The 20508-nt window shown below is 46.7% G+C and carries 17 protein-coding genes; 13 read left to right on the plus strand and 4 right to left on the minus strand.

The window, feature by feature from the left end; genetic code table 11:
- The first annotated feature begins 120 nt into the window (after positions 1 to 120).
- Both QUB16_RS17665 and QUB16_RS17670 read left to right on the plus strand, forming a co-directional pair.
- A complete protein-coding gene (locus QUB16_RS17665; protein WP_333318008.1) occupies positions 121 to 1635 on the plus strand; it encodes a carotenoid oxygenase family protein in 1515 nt (504 codons plus the stop codon).
- Positions 1636 to 1864: 229 nt separating this feature from the next.
- Complete coding sequence (locus QUB16_RS17670; RefSeq protein ID WP_333318010.1) at positions 1865 to 2764, plus strand: DUF4436 family protein; 900 nt, start codon at positions 1865 to 1867, stop codon at positions 2762 to 2764.
- A gap of 102 nt (positions 2765 to 2866) precedes the next feature.
- Here QUB16_RS17670 and QUB16_RS17675 read toward each other — a convergent pair whose 3' ends face one another.
- The gene (locus tag QUB16_RS17675; protein ID WP_333318012.1) at positions 2867 to 3676 is read right to left on the minus strand and encodes an SGNH/GDSL hydrolase family protein; all 810 of its coding nucleotides are present in this window, start codon (positions 3674 to 3676) and stop codon (positions 2867 to 2869) included.
- A gap of 430 nt (positions 3677 to 4106) precedes the next feature.
- Here QUB16_RS17675 and QUB16_RS17680 point away from each other — a divergent pair, with 430 nt between their 5' ends.
- From QUB16_RS17680 to QUB16_RS17720, 9 genes are all read left to right on the plus strand, one after another.
- Positions 4107 to 4349 (plus strand): DUF7219 family protein, encoded by a 243-nt coding sequence (locus QUB16_RS17680; protein ID WP_333318014.1) that lies wholly within the window; start codon positions 4107 to 4109, stop codon positions 4347 to 4349.
- Positions 4350 to 4455: 106 nt separating this feature from the next.
- Positions 4456 to 4989, plus strand: a complete 534-nt coding sequence (locus tag QUB16_RS17685; protein ID WP_333318016.1) for an RDD family protein — start codon at positions 4456 to 4458, stop codon at positions 4987 to 4989.
- Positions 4990 to 5027: 38 nt separating this feature from the next.
- Positions 5028 to 5216 (plus strand): 50S ribosomal protein L33, encoded by a 189-nt coding sequence (rpmG, locus tag QUB16_RS17690; protein WP_006631376.1) that lies wholly within the window; start codon positions 5028 to 5030, stop codon positions 5214 to 5216.
- Positions 5217 to 5511: 295 nt separating this feature from the next.
- Positions 5512 to 5727 carry a 30S ribosomal protein S18 gene (gene rpsR / locus QUB16_RS17695; RefSeq protein WP_006631377.1) on the plus strand — a complete coding sequence of 72 codons (216 nt, stop codon included), beginning with the start codon at positions 5512 to 5514 and terminating at the stop codon, positions 5725 to 5727.
- A 6-nt stretch (positions 5728 to 5733) separates the two neighbouring features.
- Positions 5734 to 6030 (plus strand): hypothetical protein, encoded by a 297-nt coding sequence (locus QUB16_RS17700; RefSeq protein WP_333318018.1) that lies wholly within the window; start codon positions 5734 to 5736, stop codon positions 6028 to 6030.
- A gap of 9 nt (positions 6031 to 6039) precedes the next feature.
- Positions 6040 to 8046 carry a ribonuclease R family protein gene (locus QUB16_RS17705; protein ID WP_333318020.1) on the plus strand — a complete coding sequence of 669 codons (2007 nt, stop codon included), beginning with the start codon at positions 6040 to 6042 and terminating at the stop codon, positions 8044 to 8046.
- 609 nt (positions 8047 to 8655) lie between these two features.
- Entirely contained in the window at positions 8656 to 10098 is a 1443-nt protein-coding gene (locus tag QUB16_RS17710) for a 1-acyl-sn-glycerol-3-phosphate acyltransferase (RefSeq protein WP_333318022.1), read from the plus strand.
- A 157-nt stretch (positions 10099 to 10255) separates the two neighbouring features.
- Positions 10256 to 11140, plus strand: coding sequence for a histidine kinase dimerization/phospho-acceptor domain-containing protein (locus QUB16_RS17715; RefSeq protein ID WP_333318023.1), 885 nt, complete (start codon positions 10256 to 10258; stop codon positions 11138 to 11140).
- Positions 11141 to 11548: 408 nt separating this feature from the next.
- Positions 11549 to 13009 carry an IctB family putative bicarbonate transporter gene (locus QUB16_RS17720; RefSeq protein WP_333318034.1) on the plus strand — a complete coding sequence of 487 codons (1461 nt, stop codon included), beginning with the start codon at positions 11549 to 11551 and terminating at the stop codon, positions 13007 to 13009.
- A gap of 447 nt (positions 13010 to 13456) precedes the next feature.
- Here QUB16_RS17720 and QUB16_RS17725 read toward each other — a convergent pair whose 3' ends face one another.
- From QUB16_RS17725 to smpB, 3 genes are all read right to left on the minus strand, one after another.
- Positions 13457 to 13687: an Osc7112_2153 family protein gene (locus tag QUB16_RS17725; protein ID WP_333318025.1), complete on the minus strand. Its 231-nt coding sequence runs from the start codon at positions 13685 to 13687 to the stop codon at positions 13457 to 13459.
- Complete coding sequence (locus tag QUB16_RS17730; RefSeq protein ID WP_333318027.1) at positions 13684 to 14400, minus strand: tetratricopeptide repeat protein; 717 nt, start codon at positions 14398 to 14400, stop codon at positions 13684 to 13686. Before QUB16_RS17730 ends, QUB16_RS17725 begins: the two co-directional genes overlap by 4 nt.
- A gap of 828 nt (positions 14401 to 15228) precedes the next feature.
- Positions 15229 to 15696, minus strand: a complete 468-nt coding sequence (gene smpB / locus QUB16_RS17735) for an SsrA-binding protein SmpB (protein WP_006631384.1) — start codon at positions 15694 to 15696, stop codon at positions 15229 to 15231.
- Positions 15697 to 15823: 127 nt separating this feature from the next.
- Between smpB and xrtO the strand changes: the two genes are divergently transcribed.
- Together xrtO and QUB16_RS17745 are read left to right on the plus strand one after the other, a co-directional pair.
- Positions 15824 to 17377: an exosortase O gene (xrtO, locus tag QUB16_RS17740; RefSeq protein WP_333318029.1), complete on the plus strand. Its 1554-nt coding sequence runs from the start codon at positions 15824 to 15826 to the stop codon at positions 17375 to 17377.
- Positions 17367 to 20267 carry a TIGR02921 family PEP-CTERM protein gene (locus QUB16_RS17745; RefSeq protein ID WP_333318031.1) on the plus strand — a complete coding sequence of 967 codons (2901 nt, stop codon included), beginning with the start codon at positions 17367 to 17369 and terminating at the stop codon, positions 20265 to 20267. Before xrtO ends, QUB16_RS17745 begins: the two co-directional genes overlap by 11 nt.
- Positions 20268 to 20508: the final 241 nt, after the last annotated feature.

The following is a 20508-nucleotide window of genomic DNA, read 5'->3' on the forward strand; positions in this document are numbered from 1 at the left end:
CACACGGATTTTGACACGGATACACGGATGAATTTAACTGTGTTTCCCCATTCTCCGAATTTCCTTCTCTCTGCGCCCTCTGTGCTCTCTGCGGTTAAAAAATTCGCTCCCGTAACACCAATGCAAGACTTACAACTTTCCGCATCTCCAAGCGCAGCTCAAAACGTATCATACGATCGCACAGACTGGCAGCGCGGCTACGAATCCCAACCCAACGAATCCGACTACTGGATTGACAACATAGAAGGCGAAATCCCCGCCGGCTTGCAAGGCACATTCTTTCGCAACGGGCCCGGATTATTAGATGTCAACGGCCAGCGCATCCACCACCCGTTTGACGGCGACGGGATGATTTGTGCGATCGCAATATCCCAAGGCCGCGCCCATTTCCGCAACCGATTCGTCCGCACAGAAGGCTATCTCGCCGAACAAAAAGCCGGAAAAATCCTCCACCGAGGCGTTTTCGGCACACAGAAACCGGGGGGCCCGCTAGCCAACATCTTTGATGTCAAAATCAAAAACATTGCCAACACCAACATCATTTATTGGGGCGACAAACTGCTAGCACTTTGGGAAGCAGCACAGCCCTACAGACTCGACCCCCGCACCCTAGAAACACTCGGCTTAGACACCCTAGACGGCATCTTGGAACCCGGTGAAGCCTTCGCCGCCCACCCCAGAATTGAAAAAGGGAAAAATGGCAAAGGAGACAGATTAGTAAACTTTTCTGTCAAGCCCGGTTTGTCGAGTACCATCACGATTTACGAATTCGACGAAAGCGGCAAACTTTTGCAGCGTCACGCCCATGCAATACCGGGTTTTGCCTTCCTGCACGACATGGTAATTACCCCGAATTACTGCATATTCTTCCAAAATCCCGTCAGCTTCAATCCGCTGCTTTTCGTGTTAGGATTTCGGAGTGCATCCCAGTGCATTCAATTTTCGCCAAACAAGCCAACGCAAGCAATTTTAATTCCTCGCAACGGCACTGACGAGGTGAAGATATTAGAAACCGAACCTTGTTTTGTCTTCCACCACTGCAACGCATGGGAAGAAGGAGACGAAGTTTTTGTAGATTCAGTTTGCTACGAATCATTTCCCACTGTAGAAGCAGACGGCGATTTTCGCGAGGTTGATTTTGAGAGCATTCCAGCGGGGGAATTGTGGCGGTTTAAGTTAAATTTGCAAGACAAAACCGTACAGCATCAAGTTGTTGAAACTCGGTGCTGCGAGTTTCCCACTTTGCATCCCAATAATGTCGGACAACCTTACCGATATCTTTACATCGGTGCTGCTGATGCTCCCACGGGAAATGCTCCTTTGCAAGCTATCCTCAAAATGGATTTCGTGACTGGTGAAAGGCAAATTTGGAGTGCGGCGCCGCGCGGTTTTGCGGGGGAACCGGTGTTTGTTCCCCGTGGTTCAGGCGTCTCGCCTGAAGGTGTAACGGCTGAGGATGACGGCTGGCTGCTGGTTTTAATGTATGATGCAGCTAATCATCGATCGACCTTAGTAATTTTAGATGCTCGCGACATCACCAAAGGCCCTGTAGCGCGCTTGCATTTAAAACAGCACATTCCCTACGGCTTGCATGGCAGTTTCACACCAAATGTACTGCTTCCTATCGGTTCCTAGTTGCGCGTTGATTCGCCTGGTTCTTGCGCCGCTCGCCACAGCCCGCCGGGGGTTTAAACCCCCGGCTCACAGCGAAAGTCCTCTAAAAGAGGACTAAAACCAACATTTATTATCGATCGAGTTTCTTTAGTCGGTTTTAACCGACTGTCTTCTATGAGCCAGGGGTTTAAACCCCTGGCGGACTGCGGGAAATACTAACAACAATTTAACACATAAAAATACCTAGTAAATGCAAACTGTCAACAAAATTCCTCTCCAAAAACTACTTATTTTCATTTTTAGTATATTGGTAATCTTTGCAATTATCTTATCTATTTACTCTCACAATGCTAACGCCCAAGAGCCTTACAATTTATCTCCCGAAGGCGCTGTAGCGTCCAAAGGCTTGGTTGAGGTTAAAATGACATTAATTGCCGTTGACCCCATTAAAAACGAATTAGAAGCCCGCTTGCAGTTTGAACTCAAAGGTATCTATAAAAAAGGGCCAACTTACCCGGCTCAAGACTTGTTAATGACAGTTAACGGCGCAAATGTACCGGATTCGGAAATTACCTTTAAAGAAGGCAAACCGATGATTGTCCCTGCATTGAAGTTTAACTTAGTCAAAGGAAAAATTAACAATTACCCGTTTGACAAGCACATTGCTAAAGTAGCTATTTCCATCGACCCGCTGCCTTCGATTGGGAAAAAGTTTGCTCCATTTGAACTGAATCCCGTGCCGCTGGAATTTAATTTCCATGCCGATGTTCCCGGTTTCGACATCAGTTATAAGCCGATGGAAGAGAATTCATCTATATTTATTTATATCGATGTTTATGCAACTCGATCGCTGCCGGTGAAATTCTTTGCGTTAGTGATTATTGTCATCATGTGGGTGCTGTCAATTATGGCCTTGTTGCTAGCATTAAAAGTGATGAAATCGGGCAAAGTGCCGGAAGTGGGAATGCTGAGTTGGACTGCCGTGATGCTGTTTGCTTTTCCCGCTATTCGCAACGCTCAACCGGGGGTGCCTCCGGTGGGAACTGCCAGCGATTTCCTTTCGTTTTTTTGGACGGAAATTATTGTTGTTGTGGCGTTGGTGATTATTGGTGGTTGTTGGTTGAAGCGGTATCATCCGCCAATTGAATGATTTTAGATTGGAATAAGTTACCCCCGATCTAAATCAGGGGGGTTGTAGCTTCGATACTTTCAATTAACAGCCAACCGTCAACAGTCAACTACATTCAAATATTCACTTTTTGACTTCTAAATTCTCAATATCATTTGCGGGTACTCCCAAACCTCGCAAAATAGTAAAAGCCATAATTTGATACCCCGACGGATTCGGGTGAACTCCATCAGCAGCCAACAAATTCACAGTCTTGCCCGCGTGCTTTTGATACGTGCCGATAACTTCCCGAAAAGGCGCATTCAAATCAATAAACAAGCACTGATTCTCTAACGCAATTTCTCGCATCGCGGCAATATACTCTGGCAACCGGCGATTTTCTGGGCCGTCGAGATTTTCCCCTATCGGAGTAGGAGAAAGCAGTACAACTCGAATTCCTGCGGCTTTTGCCGCCAGCACCATTTGAGTTATTTTCTCCCGATATTCTGCCAGTGGCACTCCCGTGGGCGAGTTGCCTTGCGGATAAAACTGATTTTTTTGGAAGTCGACGAAAGCGTGCCAAACGTCGTTGACTCCGACATTAATCATCACTAAACCTGGCTTTTGGTCGATCGCATCTTTCTGGAAGCGCGCTTGCATATCAGTTGACTTGTTACCGCCGATCCCCGCGTTGACGATTTCGATTTTGCGATCGGGATAAAGGGCATTGAGATAGCGTTGCAGCAGCCAAACGTAACCTCCGGGGTATTTCCCGGCCTCGGTGATGCTGTCGCCCACTATCACAATTTTGCGCTTGCCGGCGAGCAGGTTCTGGATTTCTGGTGGCGGCGTTGCTTGGGATACGGATTCTTTAAACACGGGAATTAAGGAGTGAGGCATGTTGAAGGCGATGATAATACCAGCAATTACGGCGATGGGAAGTCTGATTAACACTTGCCGCTTCGGGAGTTTGGGACGGGGCGATTCCCTTCGGGATAGCTTCGCTTCACGCGCATTTGGATACATTACGCAGATTCCTACTAAAACTCTAACTATTTATGTCTGCCATAATATTATCCATTTCAGGGGTTTTTGTCACTTATTTCAATAACTCAGTCCTGGACTAACAAAAACCTGGTTTAGACGCCAAATCCGAAGTTATAAGCCTTAAGGCAGAAACCTGGTTGTTGACCCCGCCTGCGTAATTTGTATATGTGAAATTACTGAGGTTTTTGTCACCCTCATCTGTCGGTGTAATTGCCATCACAAAAAAGTTCGCCAAATGTCACATGATTTCTGCTAATTGCAACACAACTTTAGCAGGTGATCGTGGTTTATAATATTGATTAGTTCAGGAAACAAGTTTTCAGGCGAGGTTAAAGCAATGGTAGCCAATTCAAATTTTTTATATCCTCAAACTCGCTATTACGGTGAAGTAAAGCCAGAGAATTTAGTATTTAATGCGAATTTACAAGAGTTTTCTCAGCGCGTGGGTTACATCAGTTCCTTAACATCTAACGGTAAAATCTCTGTGGAACAGGCATTTACTCAGATCCAAACACTCTGGGAAGAGGTGGAAAACTCGAAAAAGCAGTTGGGAATTGGCGAAAATCCATTTTCTGCTTGAATAATTAGCGGTTGGCTTAGAAGTTGAGTTACGCGCCATTGATGCCGATCGATTAATCGAGAGCTTAATATGAAAAAGTAGCTAGTAGCGATCGACCTTTTTGCCTATGAGTTCCGATTTAGTGCCCCTTCTTCCCAAAGTATCAGTCGGCCGCCGCGCAGCGGCCTTCTGCATTGACGGAATCGCAGTTTGGCTGCCCAGTTTGCTTCTGGGCACTAATGCGATCGCCCAAACCATATTTTTTGTTTTGCTGTGGCTGATCCTGCGCGTAGCCATCGTCAGGAAAAACCAAGGTCAAAGTATCGGGCGCTGGGCTTTGGACATGAAAGTTGCCGATACCAGATTCCTACGGACTCCGGGAGTGCAAGAATTGTGCAAGCGCGAGGCATTGCTGGGCTTTTGCGCCGCCTTAGCCTTCGCAGGTATAGCTGGGCTCACCTCTACCAACGCCGCCGTCTTGCTGCTGATGCTGCCCCTGGCGATCGACTGTAGCGTTGCCCTCAACTCCGGCGAAAGGTTTCCCCAAGCTTTCCACGATCGCATCGGGGGGACGATGGTCGTCGGAACCCGCCGCGGCTACTCCCTCGACATCAAAGTTAGAAGATTGCTTGACCAAGTGCAGAGCAATGTGAGAAGATAATAAATTGTGTTTAAATTAGTCGAAATTTATTTAGAATTATGGCTAAAGGCGTCCGCATCATAATTACTCTAGAGTGTACTGAGTGCCGTACAAACGTAAGCAAACGCTCAAAAGGCGTGTCTCGGTACACCACCACCAAGAACCGTCGCAACACGACGGCGCGGCTGGAACTCAAAAAGTTCTGCCCCCATTGCAACAGCCACACTGCCCACAAAGAGATCAAGTAGTGATTAGTCATTAGTCCTTAGTCATCAGTCATCAGTTGTTGGCACTTGATATTGAACCCGCCCAAAAACGGGTAAAATCCCCCGACAATCCTGATAGGAGATAGCAAAATTTTAGACGAAGGTTCAATCTCCCAGATTCATTTGTGGAGTAAATCTAAAATCTAAAATCTAAAATCGACTGATCCGCGAAAAGCAGATAACTAACAAATGCTTTCCTGACGGCTAGCAACTAACGGCTAATAACTAAAAACTAACAGTCAACAGTCAACAAACAACAGTCAACAAACAACAAACCATGACTTACTTTCGCCGGCGCGTTTCGCCCATCAAACCAGGAGACCCGATCGACTACAAAGATGTCGATTTGCTCAAAAAATACGTCACAGAACGCGGTAAAATTTTGCCCCGCCGGATTACCGGTTTGACGGCAAAACAGCAGCGAGACCTGACCAGAAGCATCAAAAGAGCAAGAATTGTAGCTTTGATGCCCTTCGTAAACCAAGAAGGTTAACAGGATTTGGGATTTTGGGTTTTAGATTTTGGACTGGGAATAAGACTTGCGCGAAAAGAACGTCTTTCTGTCATTAATAGTGCAGCAAGAAGGCAGCGAAATAATCGCGAAATAGGGTTAAGAGTCTCGGCAGCGCAAGTCTTAATCACAAGTCAAAAGTTAAAAAATCAGCAAAAAAAGAACAACTTTTTAGATTTTAACTTTGCAAAATTGACCAGAAAAATTGCCAATATCCAAAATCTAAAATCGCAAGCTCGAAACTCGATAAGTGGCTACTGTAAAAATCCAAAATCTCAAATATAAAGCTGGCAAGTGGAGAAGGGAACGTTAGTAGAATTTAGAGTGCACGGCGACCGCCGTCTGGCAGTTGCCGATCGCCCCGACGGCAAGAAAAACTGGGTCGTGGTAGACGAAAACGGTCAACCGCACAGCATACCGCCCAAACAAATCAGCTACGAAGTAGTCGGAGAAACTTACAAACCCTCCGATATTCCCAAATTTCTCAAAGAAGTAGAAGCATACTCAGATCCGTCGAGTTTGGAAGTCGCTTGGGAACTTTTAGTCGGTGACGGAGAAACAGCAGATCCCGAATCCCTGGCAATACTGCTATTTTCTGAGAGTAGTCCGCCCCAATGTTACGCGGCCTACTGTTTGCTATCAACAGACAAACTGTATTTCAAACAAAAGGGCGATCGCTACGAACCGCGATCGGCAGCCCAAGTAGCCGAAATCAAACACCAGCAAGAAGTAGAACAGCAGCGACACCAAGAATCCCAAGGATTTTGGGAGCGAGTTAAACAGCGGCTGGCAGGGGAAAATGTAGATTGGGAAAATAGCGATCGAACTCGCCTCGACGCCCTAGAACGCTTTGCCCTCCTCGGAGAAGAAGCAACGCACCGTATCCCGGCCTTAGAAACTTTAGCCAGCTTACAACGATCCGAAAACCCCGAAGCAGCATTTGGGCTCCTAGTCGATCTCGGCCTGTGGAGTACCCACGAAAACCTGTTTTTGCGGCGAAGCCAAATTCCCCTACAATTCTCCGCAAAGGTATTAGAAGTGGCCCAACGCTGCCTAGAAAATCCCCCAACCGACTCCGACACAAATCGTCTCGATTTAACTCACCTCAAGGTTTACACGATCGACGACGAAAGCACCACCGAAATCGACGACGGCCTCAGCTTAGAATTCCTCGAAAACGGCCAGCAGCGGATCTGGATACACATCGCCGATCCCACCCGCTTGCTTTCCCCCGGAGACGAACTCGACCTCGAAGCCAGAAAGCGCACCACTACGGTTTACCTGCCCACGGGAATGATCTCCATGTTTCCCCCAGCTTTGGCAACCGGGCCAATGAGTTTAATTCAAGGCAAAGAGTGCAGCGCCCTCAGCTTCAGCGTCACCTTAGACGAAATCGGCGCGGCTCAAGATTACAGCATCCACATCAGCACCATAAAACCCACCTACCGCTTAACCTACGATGACGTAGACGAAATGCTGGAGTTGGGAATCGAAGCAGAACCAGAAATAGCAGCGATCGCCTCTGCGGCCAAACTGCGGCAAAAATGGCGGGAAGCCCAAGGCGCAATCAGCATTTTCATGCCCGAATCCGTCATCAAAGTCAACGGCGACGACATCAAAATCCACGTCATCGACGACTCCACAGCCCGGATGCTAGTAGCCGAAATGATGATTTTAGCCGGGGAACTAGCCGCCCGCTACGGTCAAACTCACAGCCTGCCCATACCCTACCGCTATCAGCCACAGCCCGAACTCCCTCCCGATGAAGAACTGCTGGCCGTGCCTGCAGGCCCCGCCCGCGCTTGCGCCGTGCGCCGCTGTATGCCCCGCAGCGAAATGGGCCTCACCCCCGGACGCCACGCCGGCTTGGGTTTGGAATTATACACTCAAGTTACTTCCCCGATCCGCCGCTATACCGACTTGCTGGCTCACTTCCAAATCAAAGCCCACCTGCGGGGCGAAGCCCTACCTTTTTCGGCCCAAGAAATACAGGACATTGTGATGTGTCTCGGCACCGCAGTTAAAGAAGCATCCACCGTCGAACGCCAAACTAACCGCTATTGGGGATTGGAATATTTGCGGCGCAACCCCGATGAAGTTTGGGAAGCTTTAATGCTGCGCTGGCTGAGGGAAGACAGCAATCTCGGATTGATTTTATTGGAAGATTTGGGTTTAGAATTGGCAATGCGATTTGGTCGATCGGTCGCCATAGGCGATCGGCTAGAAGTCAAAGTCACCCACTGCGATCCGCGATCGGATGTCATTAACTTCCAAGAAATGATATTTGAAGCCGCACAATAGGATTTTAGATTTTAGATTTTAGAGTGCAAAAATCTGCGTTGAAGGCTGAAACTGAGGATAAATCTCGTTTTTAGTCGAGTTTCTGACCCCCTCGCATACCCCCTACTCCCCCAGGGCGGTTTCATTCTCACCAAAAACATGAATTTTGTAGGGGTAGTGCTACCCCTACTCCCCGTGCCTACCCCGCCACAGACGACTGCACAGGCGTTTGGGACATGGGGGCAGCCACGGGGGGCTGCCCCTACAAGAGAATGAAACAGCCCTGCCTACTCCCCCTTGTCAAGGACAGTGGGGTAAAAAAGATGATGGGTTCATATCTAGTCCTGTAAAATAATCGTAATTCTTGTGTGGGCGGGCTCACCCCAAGTTGTAATATAAGCCAGAAATCCCCTAAACCCGCCCCGACCAAAATATTGTGGTCGATCGACTGGACATAATATCCGATCCCAGACAGGTAATACTTTTGACGTTAAATTGACACGCTTTGCTATCTCCTCTCTTCCTCCGTGTCCTCTGCGTCCTCTGCGGTTAATAAAAAAAACTTCAGCATTGTAATAAAAATTGGAAGTTTTGACCGCAGCCTAGTAATCTAAAATTTAAAATCGCAAAATGCCCAATTCAATTAGCCAAGTTCAGCCGCCGCTGGAATTCATACCCCCAGCCTACAACCCGCTAGTGATGCAAGGTTGTAAGCAAATACTCCCCTGGTGGCTGCGATTTCGGACGAGTATCAGCCACGTTCAAGCCGAAAACGTCGAAACCCTCGCCGAACTATTCCACCAATTTCAAAATCAGAAAGTTCGCTTCTTGCTAGCCTTCCGCCACCCCAACTCAGACGATCCCTACTGTTTGGGACAACTAATTTGGAAACTCGTTCCCCAGGCGGCGCGGGCCAAAGGCATTCCCCTGCAATTCCCGGTACATTCCCACTTTATCTACGATCGCGGCATTCCCCTGTGGGCCGGTGCGGGAGTCGGCTGGTTGTATTCTCAACTGGGTGGCACTCCCATTGTTCGCGGTAAGATCGATCGCGTAGGATTGCGATCGGCCCGCAATTTATTTGCCAACAGCCAATTCCCGATCGCCGCCGCCCCAGAAGGCGCCACCAACGGTCACAATGAAATCGTTAGCCCCCTCGAACCGGGAATTGCTCAAATGGGCTTCTGGTGCCTGGAAGATTTGCTGAAAGCCGGACGCACTGAAAAAGTTTTAATTGTGCCGATCGGCATTCAATACCGCTATGTCAACCCACCTTGGCAACCCCTAGAAAAACTTTTAACTCAATTAGAAATTGATTGCGGACTGCCACCCTTAGAACGCACCGACATCGCTAATTTAGAGACGGTCAATCCTGATTCCGAAAACCAAAATCACCAATTCCAATATCTGCGCCTTATCCGACTGGGCGGTCATTTGCTAGCAGTGATGGAAGAGTTTTACAGCCGTTTTTATCATAAAACATTCCCGCCACAAATATCTATTTTAACATCGTTATCGCTCCCAGAAAAAACGGCAAACGATTCTGGTAATGAAGTAATGATAGCTCGACTGAAAGCTTTGTTAGACGTGGGTTTGCAAGTAGCAGAAGAATATTTTAATTTAAAGCCCAAAGGCAGTTTAATAGACCGCTGCCGCCGTCTGGAACAAGCAGGCTGGGAGTATATTTATCGAGAAGATATCAAAGATATTGCAGCACTTTCTCCCTTAGAAAGAGGATTAGCCGATCGCCTCGCTGAAGAAGCAAGTCTTCGGATGTGGCACATGAGACTTGTAGAAAGTTTCGTGTCCGTCACCGGCAGGTACGTCGCAGAACAACTGACAGCAGAACGTTTGGCAGAAACAACTTTACTGCTGTGGGACGTACTGGCTCGCATCAAAGGGGGAAATCCTTTCGGCCGGCCGAAGTTGGGCAAACAGCAGGTACAAATGACCGTAGGCGAACCCATATCAGTGAGCGATCGTTGGGAGGGATATCAAACCAGCCGCAGGTTAGCAGTTGCCGAACTCACTCAAGACTTGCAATCAGCTTTAGAAGCAATGATTCAATCTTAATTACTCAGATAAGGAAGAGCTTCCAGGGAAGAAGGAATATATATTTTTCTTCCCTATATTTTTATGTGGCGAATTATAAACAGATTGTTATAGACTTTTGGAATAGGTCTAATGAACCGCAAACCCTCGCTCGACCATGAACTAATAAAAATTAGCGATGACTAACAAACCTATCGATTTGTCTACTAACTCAATTAAGGTAAAACTGCTGAATAATTTAGCGCAGGAATTGCTCACACCGCTCACTTCTGTCCTCGGCATGGCAAGCGTGTTGAAACAAGAAATTTATGGCCCCTTAACGAGCAAGCAAAAAGAATATATTGACGTGATCCAAGACAGCAGCCGCTCTTTGCGATCGCTAGTTGAAGAAATTTTGGAACTGGCAGAACTAGATGATTCCGCTTTCACCTTGAAGCGAACCGCAGTCGATATAGAAACTTTGTGCCAGCAGGTTGTGACAATCCTGTCGTCGGTGGCAAGTAGACGAGAGCAAGAAATTAATTTGTCCGTGGGGCCCGGGTCGCGCATCTGGTTGGTAGATAAAGATAAGGTTCAGCAAATGCTGCACCACTTAATTTTTAGCATTATTCAATCTGCTGGGGCAGGCAGCGTGATTCGAGTCCACGTTTCTCGGAAAGAAGAGGGTATCAACATTGGAGTTTGGGTTTTTCATCCTTGGTTAGGGGAAAGTTTGCCCCATGCTAAACTCTACTCCGACTACTTGTTGAAGGTCGGAGCGGGTAGCGGTTCGCCCTCGAACTCCGAAACCCACTCTCCCGGAGAACCGCAACTCCCGACACAGGGTTCGCAGCGATTAACGCTGGCGTTTTCTGAGTTGGCGGCTTTGGCGGCGCAGAATGCAGAGGATAGTGCACCGGTGTTAGCTGGTTACGGGGCGCGGGAACGCTTGGGGCTGCTGCTTTGCTGCCAATTGGTGGAAATTCAAGGCGGTCAACTCTCAATTCAAGGAACCCCGGAATCTGGATATCGCTACGTGCTCTGGTTGCCCTGCACAAATGCTACGGAATTGTTGGAAGGCTAAAGAAGGAAGAAGGAAGTTCGGCAACGGATTTTCTAACGGATGTAACGGATGGAAAGAAGAAGGAAGATGAAACAAGTCATTTGTTAATTAATACTGAGATGTTGCACCATTCTCAATAAGGCTTTTATGCGCGGGCTCGCGTGCCCCGCCCACAAGAAATTTATTCTGGGTGGAGCCGACCCCAAAAGCCTTAATCGAGAATGGTTCAAGATGCGAGTTAAGCTGAGGCGCATCTACATTTGACAATCAAATTCGAGCAAATTCTTGTGGGGAGTAGGGGCCCTAGCGTGTCGCCCGCCCAAAAATACAATTTAGATGCGTAACAGCTTACTACCAATTGTCGATGCTTTTAGACTCAATTCCCAATTCCCAATTCCCAATTCCCAATTACCAATAATCAATCTAAAAATGAATTCAGTTTGGCAACAATTAACTCTGGCAAATTTGCCGCTCTCTCAGTGGCAAAGTAGAAGTTATTTATTCAATTTGGCGATCGGCTCTTTACGCAGTTGGCGGCAGAGTAGCTGGCTGATGCAGTGGGCAGAACCCTTGGGTTTTGTTTTGCTGGCCTTGACTTTCGGTTTGGCGCCGTTTGTAAACAATGCCTTGGTGGGGGTGTTGATGGCGGCTAGCGCTGCATTTTGGGTGCTGCTGACTGTTTCGGACGATCGCTCGATCCCCTTCACGCCGATTCACTTGCTGGTACTGCTGTACTGGGGGATTGCCACCGTCGCAACGGCGATGTCGCCGGTGAAAGTCGCCGCTGCTACTGGTTGGAGCAAGCTAACGCTGTATTTGCTGTTTTTTGCGCTGATGGCTCGGATATTGCGAGATCCCCGTTGGCGATCGTGGTTAATTGCCGTATTTTTGAACGTCTCTTTAATTGTCAGTTTCTACGGCGTGCGGCAGTGGATTGACAAAGTGCCGCCATTAGCTACTTGGAACGATCCGACTTCTACTCAAGCCAATGTCACGCGAGTTTACAGCTTTTTGGGAAATCCTAACTTGCTTGGTTCCTATTTACTGCCGGCCATTGCATTGAGCGCCGCCGCACTTTTTGTGTGGAAAGGATGGGGAACAAGAATTTTAGCGCTGACGATGCTGGTGGTGAATTGTGCGTGTTTGCGCTACACGGACAGCCGGGGTGCTTGGATCGGTTTTGTGGCTCTACTGGTGGTATTTTTAGTGCTGCTGTGGTACTGGTACAGCCCTTTGATGCCTCGGTTCTGGCGAACTTGGGCGCTGCCGCTAGGGTTAGGAGGTTTGGCTGGGGCGTTAATTTTAGGAGTGGCTTTAGTGGAGCCTCTGCGCGATCGAGTTTCGAGTATGTTTATCGGCCGAGGTGACAGCAGTAACAATTTTCGGATTAATGTTTGGACGGCGGTGATTGACATGATTCGCGATCGGCCAATCCTCGGAATTGGGCCGGGAAACACTGCTTTTAATAAAGTTTATCCGCTTTATATGAAGCCGAGATTCACTGCTTTGAGCGCTTATTCTGTGCTGCTGGAAATTGTGGTGGAAACCGGTTTTATGGGTTTAATGTGTTTCCTGTGGCTGATGACTGTCACCGTCAATCAAGGTTTGTTGCAGATCAAAAATCTGCGGGATGCACAATTTAACATCTCTAATTTAGAGGAAGAATCCCGAAATCCCCAATCTAAAATCCAAAATCTAAAATCGAATCACGGGTTTTGGTTGATTGGGGCGATCGCAACTTTAGCCGGCATGATGGCCCACGGTTTTGTCGATACAGTTTGGTACCGGCCAGAAGTTAATATGCTTTGGTGGTTGATGGTGGCGATTATTGCTAGTTTTTACAGCAACTCGCACCAACAGCAAGATTCAGCTTTGACGGAGGGCGAGTAGATAGAATTGCTGGCGGGGATTTTCTCCCCGCCCGGTGTGGATTCCAGCAATAGCCGATACAGCAATGATTAGGAGTTATATAGCAATCCTAAATGATTATACTCGTTACCAGCCTCTGCCTGGTAACGCATATCCGGAGGAAGAGCCTCCATAGTCTGGGCCGAGGCAGAGCCTCGCTTACATCGGTTCCCAGGCAGAGCGTGGAAGTTAACCAGTTATTGAAACTGATGCGAGGATTGCTATACCAGTTCAAAAAAAGAATGCAGCTTTATGCAAGCTGCAAACCATTATCGCCATAAGTTATTTCCAATTCTTCAATTCTTAATCTCAAATCTCAAATGCTATAAGGTGCGGACCGCGCACCCTGCATACTTACTACTACATACTACATACCTGTTGCTGTAAAGTGGTGATGGTACACTCTACAAAATTTATTGAAAATAACTCTTATTCTTCGCTCTCTGGAGTCATGATGAATCTCGGACACGGATATTTTCCACCATCTTTATCTCTGCACCGCCGCCACGTCGATTGATTGGAGTCGAACGGCGTTTCGACTAATTCATTAACTGTAATTTTAACAGTCGAAGGAGTTGGCAGTGCTGTTGAGGCTTGACTTAGCTCCAGTACCGTTATAATTGCCAGTATGGTTGATGAAAACAAAACTGTGCGTTTCATTTATTTGTTTTTTCCTCGTTTAATCGTTGACGTGCCATCCCTATCCATATATCCTCATCGAATTCTTGAGAATCCGCATACTTTAGACAAATTTTCCACTGCGGTAGCGCTGCCTTAGTATTTTTCATCTTTTCTAGGACTTGCGCTTTTAAGCAGTAAGTTGCTGGCCCTTCACTATCAAGTTTAATCGCTGCATCCAGATGTTGCAATGCCTCTGAATATCGACCCTGTTGCAGGCGAGCCCATCCCAAGTTTTTGAGTAAAGAATATTTTACTCGATCGTCCTCAGCTAATTTCAAACCTTGCCACAGGAAGTGAACGGCAGCCGGATAGTTTTTTTGATCGACTATATATAACCTAGCCAGGTTGCTGTAAGCAGCAGGCAGACCGAGTTTTGCAGCTTGCAGATATTTTCCTCGGGCGCATTGTAAATCTTGCACCTCTTCGCAAAGCCATCCTAAATTGTAAAGAGCTGTTCGGCTTTTTGGATCTACCCTGAGCGCTAACTCATATGCTTGTTGAGTATCAGCCAATCGATTGGCTTTGTAGTTTTCAAAGGCGATATTATTAAAAAAAGATGCCAGTTCCGGCCTCCCAATTTTCCAGCCGCCAAAGCCTACTGCTAGGATCAGCAAGAAGGCTCCCCACTTCGAGTTGTGATGCTTTTTTGCTGGCTCTTTCATGGCATTGAAAATGTTAGCTAATGGTGTCATTTTTAGCATTTTTTAACTTGAGAGTTGAGCGATATTTTGTTCGCCAGATTTAATTGCCACCCTAATGGCCTCATAATCTTACGAAATGACTCAGGTTTGAGCCCATTTCTGATAAGAGTTTGTCAGTCCACAGCCGAATGCTTGGGTAATGCTCCCACTACCCAGAGGTATTCGAGCATAGGTTAATCTTTCATGAGGCTCCACAAGCCATCCGGATATTTTCAGAAAAAAGAAGCGGGAAGCAGGAAGAAGGTAGAAGTGTTCCCATTGCCTAAGTAATAATACTTAGTCAGCGGTCAGTCGATCGACAGTATGCAACTTTATGAGGAGATACAGCGTATTCCACGTTTATGAAGTGTAGGAACTTACCCTGGGCCGTGTCCCTACCGGGAGCGAACGAGCTGGGGTTTAGTTCCTCAACCTGGAATCTTCTATAAGATGGACTGCGGTGAAATAACTCTAATTAAGTTTGTAGTGACGATGGAAGTCCTAAAAATTCTCAACGGGGTATATCGAACAATTTTATGATGAGTAATTAACCGAACTCGATTTAAAATAGCCAATCATTAATGAGCAATCACCAATCATGAATCACTAATGACTCCTGACTAATAAACATCTCCATAAATTAACTTTCAACCTTCGAGTAGCAAAGATTTTAGTTGATTTTTCGGAGATGTCTAATGACTAATGACTAATGACTGATGGCAGGGGAATTGTTGACTGTTGACTGGGGAATTGTTGACTAATGACTAATGACTACTGACTAATGACTACTGACTAATGACTACTGACTAATGACTAATGACTAATGACTAATGACTCTGACTAAAATTGCTTCATCGCTCTTTCCATATCCCGCTTGTCTTCGCGTTTCTTCAAATCTTCGCGCTTGTCGTACAGTTTCTTCCCTTTACCCAAACCGATATCCAGTTTTACCCAGCCGCCTTTCAAATACATTTTTAACGGCACTAAAGTCAAGCCTTTTTCTTCGACTTTGCCGATTAATTTGCGAATTTCCTGCTTGTGCATCAGCAATTTACGGGTGCGGCGGGGTTCGTGATTAAAATAGTTGCTAGCACTTCTCCAAGGCGAAATGTGAACGTTGATCAGCCACAGTTCCCCGTTCCGAACTAAGCCATATCCGTCCCGCAAATTTGCTTTTCCTTCCCGAATAGATTTGACTTCAGTTCCCTTCAACTCGATTCCCACTTGGTATGTCTCTATAATTTCATAGAGATGGCGCGCTTGTCGGTTATCGCTAACAATTTTGTATCCTGGGCTTTTTTCGCTCATTTTTACCTCCGCTAAAAATAATTATTATAACGCTAGCTTCTCTGTAGAGAAAATTGAAGCTTGACAAAACTTAAATAATCGGTCTGGACATTACCAATTTGACTGAGCTAAGATGTCACCAACGTGAATGTCAAGCGGTATCATGCAGCGCACCAATATCACTGATTCTGCAATTCCAGATTCTGTTACTCCTCATCCTGCTGTTTATTTGGTTTGGCTGGCTCCTTTTTTGCTGGCGCTTGCTTGGTTTTGGGCCAATATCTCGGCTGTTAAGTGGCTGTTATCCTCGTTTGTTGAGATACCCACACTGTACAAGATAGTAATTGGCTTTCTGATTGTAGCATTAGGAGTGCGATCGATTGGGAACTCGGATCGCCCGCCCGGATTTTCGCCCCATTTCGTTTTGAGGCGAGATCCGCTGCTATTGATGTTGGGTGCGGGTATTTGCTCGATCGCCCTTCAGTACATAATTGATATCAAACAAGTTACTGTCCTGCTATTTATCCTCGGAACTTACGGGCTGTGCGGCTTATTGGTAGAGCAGAACTTTTGGCGAAAAAACTTGCCAGTTGCGGGCTTGCTGGCTTGTATTTTACCATTCAACAGTCAGTTTAATAGCGGATTAGGTTTGCCGGCGCGAGTGCTTACTGCTCAGGTAGTAGAACAGTTGCTCTCAATGCTGCACGTTGGGGCGATTTCTTCTTACGATATTATCGTTTTGGAAAACGGCATCGCTCACGTGGACGTGCCTTGTAGCGGCATTAAAACCCTCTTAGTGGGAACGCTCTTTTTGCTAGCTGCTACCTGGCTGGAAGGGCGTAAATTGAGCTTAAGATGGCTAGCAGTCGGCGCGGCTAATCTCTTAATGTTGGTATGTGCTAACACTGCGCGGGTTGCCGTGTTAGTCCTGGTTTCAGAAGTGTTTAAACAGCCCAACATAGCACAAATTATGCACGTTCCTCTGGGAATAGTCGGTTTAGTATGTGCTTGTTTTGTGACGTGGTTAATGCTGCAACGAGTACCGAAATTTCAGCCAGAAAAAACCAGCGGTATTTCTGCCAAACCCAACTCAGAAATTCTGCAAAATCACCCTTTAGCCAAACCAGGAATAATTGCAGCAGTCGCAGTTTTGGCAGTAATGGCTCAACTGTCTCACGTAGAAACGGCAAAAATGGCGATCGCACCTTTAAGATTGCCTGAATACATTAAATCAGAGTCGATTCCCCTGAATCCTAGCGAACAAAAATTCTTTGGCAACTATCCAGACACGCAAACACAAAAAATCAGATTTGTCGCCGGCAACTTGCGCGGTTCCATGCTCACAGTAGCGAGCACATCCTGGCAAACTTATCACGCCCCCGAATTGTGTTTTGTAGCAAGCGGAATTCCCGTCAATGGCATAGAAAAAAAACAACTAACTCCTTCAGTAACAGCGCGCTGGCTGTCTCTCAAAAACAACCAATTATCAGCAGCATACTGGCTGCAATCTGCACAGCTAACTACAGATAACTTCATGTCCCGTATCGGCAGCGACCTCACCCACAAAAACCACAATTGGGTGCTAGTTTCCATTTTATTTGACAGTTCGCTACAAGCCGAGAATCAGGAAGTAAAAGAGTTTGCGAGTAACGTCTACGATACCGTTAAACAAAGCTTACAAGGAGAAATAAATGAAAATTAAACAGGTGTTTGATGGAGTTTTTAAAACAATTTTTTGGCTGTGGAATTTGACTTTTTTATCGATTGTTTACTTGGGAATTTTGCCGATTATAGGAGTGCCATTAATTATGGCGACAATCGAGGGCACTATCCCGCTAGAGTTTTCTTTGACGATGGCAGCTACGATCGCAGTACCCACTGTATGTACTGTAATAGGAGCTGGGCGTTTCGGCAAGCAACCCCTACAGCTAATGCGTTGGTTTTACGGCGTAGAAGCACCGCTATTTTTGCTGTGTTTGCTCCGCTTGTTCCTGCTGCGAGAACTCACCCCAGCTAGTTCTCAAATCATCGCTACTATTGCTTTGTGCATTGCAGCATTTTCAGTGGAAATGCTGTACGGATATCTGGGTAAAAGAGAAAATGTTCAAAATATTTTCGATTCCCAGAATTCCCATAATAAACAGCCTCGTTTTTTCAGGTTAATCGGAGAAAAGCGAAGTGCGTGGCTGCAATTAGGATGTCACAGTTTAATGGTAGTAGTTGGCATTTGGGCGGCAACGTTGCTGATTTATTACGCTGTACCTGTGGCATTGTATACACTTTATGGATTCTTCACTGTAGTCATTGAATTTTTCAAGTTTACATGGGTATCAGCATTTTGGGATATGTTTAGATACGGGGCCTGGGCATGGGCTTTAATTTGGCTACCCCTATCGTTTATATTGTTTGGTTTAACCTGTAGCTTGTTCGTTGTCATGCCTTCGCTGTACGGCTTTCTCTACATTCATTCCGGGCGGAAAATATGGCAGAGTTTTGCTGCACAATACGGGAAAAATAAAGCGCTAATCGGAAGTTTGGGAGTCATAGCAGCTTGGCTGGCTATTTTCTCGGCTTTGCAGCAGCAGCCACAAGTTGCAGCGCTGAAAATGCTGGCGACTCCCCCCGCAAATGACACGGTTCGCCAAACTTTATTAGCCAAGTCTGATATGATTCGATCTGGCTTAGTCAATGCTTATTTGTCGCCTTACCGCTACCTGAGCACTGTGGGAGAAAACAACCACATTTATGAGATGTACAAAAATAGTTTGAATTTGCCTGACGGAGCGGCTAAAACTTTGCAGAACAGCTATAATTTTTTAATGTCGCCGTTTTTGTATCAAGGCTCTAGTGCTGATGTAGAAAAAGCTGAAAAACTCTACGGCGAATTCTTCGATACGGAACTGCAAAAAGGCGACACCGAAGCAGTAAAACACGCGGTACAGTCAACCTCAAACCAGGAAGAAGCTAAAGCTGGTTTGCTGAATGTCAGTGAGGAAAAAGTGTGGTTGCAGTCGCAAGAAGTGACAGTCAAAGAAAACGGCGACTGGGCTGACGTTCAACTCTACGAAGTTTACAAAAATCAAACGCCGAACTTGCAAGAAGTATTCTACTACTTTTCCCTGCCGGAAAGCGCCGCAGTTACAGGAGTTTGGCTGGGAGATACTGGGGATTTAAACAAACGTTTTGTATTTACGGTATCGCCTCGCGGTGCGGCCCAGCAAGTCTACAACCAACAGGTAGTAGAAAGAGTCGATCCGGCTTTGCTAGAACAAATTGGCCCCAAACAATACCGCTTGCGGGCTTTTCCAATCCCGGCTAAACGAGAATTTATCCAAACAGAAGGGCCAACGGAAATGCACCTGTGGCTTACTTACAAAGTTATGCGCCAGCCGCAGGGTTGGGCTATGCCTGTTTTGGCTGAAAAACGCAACATTTTTTGGAACCAAAATACTCGCCGCACGATCGCCGGGAAAGATGTAAAATACAGCGGTAAAGAAGCAAGAGAAACTTGGCTGCCACCCTTTTTGCCCGCAGTCGCACAGCAAGCGCTAACCGCGCAGCAGGCGCTTCTACCGGGAGGAAATATCATTTCGGCTAAGCCGTTGGCTGATGCAAATTACTCGTTACCCCAAGGCAAGAAATTTGCAGTTATTCTCGATACTTCCCGCAGCATGGCGGCGGAAAGTAAGGAAGTAAAAGAGACTTTTGAATGGTTGAAAGCTAATGAAGCAGGCAAAAATACTGTTGATTTGTATGTCGCCAGCGCTGCGGGAATGCCACCTAAGTTTGTGGAAGATGTACGCAATTTCGATGCGACAAAGGTGACATTTTATGGTACGATCCAGCTCAAAGATATGCTGCAACAGTTTGCACAGTTGCGGGGCGATAAAAGTTACGATACTGTATTTTTGGTGAGCGATCGCCACAGCTACGAATTGTCAGACGATCGCAAACTTAAACTTTCCATCTCTTCACCCCTATGGACAGTGCATTTGGGAGGTTTGCCCCCCGGCTACGACGACGCTACTTTAAAGGCTATTCAAGATAGCGGTGGTGGAGTTGCTACGGATATGAAAGAGGCGATGCAGCGAGTAGCAACAACAGCAGCTTCGGGCGAATCTACAGTTAGCGTTGTTGACGGCTATGCTTGGAGTTATGCCAAAATCCCGCAGTCGAAAAAAACCGCAAAATCGGCGGCAGTTGCAGAGCCGAAAAATGCCGGAAATGAAGGCTTTAAACCGATAGCTGCGCGGCAGTTGATAACTGCACTTAGCAAGCAGAAAAGTTCAAATCAACTGACGCAACTGGATGCGATGCACGCAGTAGCTAAAAATTTCAAAGTGGTGACGCCTTATTCTTCGATGATTGTGTTAGTTAATGACGCGCAAAGGGAGCAGCTAAAAGCAGCGGAAGCTAAGAGCGATCGATTTGACAGAGAGGTAGAATCCGGTAAGGAACAGTTGAGTAAGCCGAATAATCCTCTGAATGTTTCGGGGGTTCCTGAACCGGAAGAATGGCTACTGTTGACGGTAGGTGCGATCGGGCTTTTGGCGGTTTTCCTCCGCCAGCGGCGGGCGAAAATGGTAGGTTGAAAGATGGTTCGGCGGTTGAAACCGCTCCTTGTCAAACAAAGTCTGCCTCCGCAGACTAAGAGAGTGAGGGGGTATTTAACCCGGACTTGATATCAAATATTAATCTACAGTCGTCTTTAGACGACTTTAGCTATGAGACAGGGGTTTCAACCCCTGTCGGACTTAGCTAAGGAATGAGAATTAAATAACTTCCACAAGATTGTGGGATGGGCGTCCCGCCCGTCCAAAAAGGACGGGCGGG

The sequence above is a fragment of the Microcoleus sp. D3_18a_C4 genome (assembly GCF_036702415.1).
Taxonomy (GTDB): domain Bacteria; phylum Cyanobacteriota; class Cyanobacteriia; order Cyanobacteriales; family Microcoleaceae; genus Microcoleus.